Origin of the sequence: Croceicoccus bisphenolivorans (genome assembly GCF_001634625.1) — a bacterium.
GTDB lineage: Bacteria > Pseudomonadota > Alphaproteobacteria > Sphingomonadales > Sphingomonadaceae > Croceicoccus > Croceicoccus bisphenolivorans.
The window spans coordinates 1-1600 of record NZ_LRSE01000050.1; the positions used below are offsets into that span (position 1 = coordinate 1).

A 1600-nucleotide genomic window follows, 5' to 3' on the forward strand; every position below is an offset into this window, starting at 1 on the left:
TGAGAACGGCGGTGCAAAATTAGACCACGGTAGCGGCGGCGAAGTGCTGCTGCGGGCGGCGTAAAAGTCGTCCACTTTTTTCCCTTTTCGCGATGCTGGCGAGGAGGGATGAGGGATTTACACCGTGGAACTTTACCTGAAGGTTCGTCTTGCCTGCGCGGGCGGCATGAGCGCCCGGGCGGCAGCGAAGCATTTCAACATATCGCGCGACACGGTCCGCAAGATGCTGTCGTATTCCGAGCCGCCCGGTTACCGTCGCAGCGCCCCGGTGCGGCGACCGAAGCTGGAAGCGTTCATACCGATCATCGACGGCTGGCTGGATGGGGACCGGTCGGTCCCGCGCAAGCAGCGCCATACGGCGAAGCGTGTGTTCGATCGCCTTCGCGAAGAGCATGGCTTCACCGGAGGCTACACGATCATCAAGGATTACATCCGGGATCGGGATCAGCGCAGCCGGGAGATGTTCGTGCCGCTGGCACACGCACCCGGCCATGGGCAGGCAGATTTTGGAGAAGCTCTGGTCGAGATCGGCGGGGTGGAGCAGAAGGCGCACTTCTTCGTGCTCGATCTGCCGCACAGCGACGCCTGCTACGTACGCGCCTATCCGGCTGCCGTTGCCGAGGCCTGGATGGACGGCCATGTCCACGCCTTTGCGTTCTTCGGCGCGGTGCCGCTGTCGATCGTCTACGACAACGACCGCTGCCTGGTCTCGAAGATCCTGCCTGACGGGACGCGGCTGCGCGCGAGGCTGTTCAGCGCCTTCCTGTCGCACTACCTGATCCGTGATCGTTACGGCCGCCCCGGCAAGGGTAACGATAAGGGCGGCGTTGAAGGCCTTGTCGGCTATTGCCGGCGCAACTTCATGGTGCCGATCCCCCGGTTCCCGACATGGGAGGCGTTCAACCTGTGGCTCGAGGAGCAATGCCGCAAACGGCAGAACGACCGGCTGCGGGGCGAGAGTGAGACGATTGGCGAGAGGCTGCGGCGCGATCTGGCGGCGATGCAGGAACTGCCGGCTTCCCCCTTCGAGGCCTGTGACCAGACCAGCGGCCAGGTCTCATCGCAGGCGCTGGTGCGTTACCGGACCAACGATTACTCGGTGCCGGTGCGCTTCGGCCACCAGGAGGTGTGGATCAGGGGCTATGTCGACGAGGTGGTGATCGGTTGCCGGGGCGAGATCATTGCCCGCCATGTGCGCAGCTACGAGCGCGAGGATGTGATCTTCGATCCGATCCATTACCTTCCCCTGATCGAACAGAAGATCAATGCCCTCGATCAGGCCGCACCATTGCAGGGCTGGGACCTGCCCGAGGTATTTACAACGCTGCGCCGGCTGATGGAGACGCGCATGGGCAAGCATGGCCGGCGCGAATATGTGCAGGTACTGCGCCTGCTGGAGAGCTTCGCTCTGGCCGATCTGCATGGCGCGGTGAAGCAGGCCCTTGATATGGGCGCGATCGGCTTCGATGCGGTGAAGCATCTCCTGTTATGCCGGGTGGAGCGCCGCCCGCCCCGACTGGACATGGCGATCTATCCCTACCTGCCCAGGGCCAGAGTGGAGACAACATCGGCGCGCTCGTACATGCGGCTGTTGACCGGC

1 protein-coding gene is annotated in these 1600 nt (G+C 63.6%); it reads left to right on the top strand.

Annotated features, from left to right (window positions below):
- Positions 1 to 124 precede the first annotated feature (124 nt).
- Positions 125 to 1600, top strand: a 1476-nt coding sequence (gene istA / locus A7A77_RS17220) for an IS21 family transposase (RefSeq protein WP_082836231.1), incomplete at its 3' end; no start/stop codon positions are given.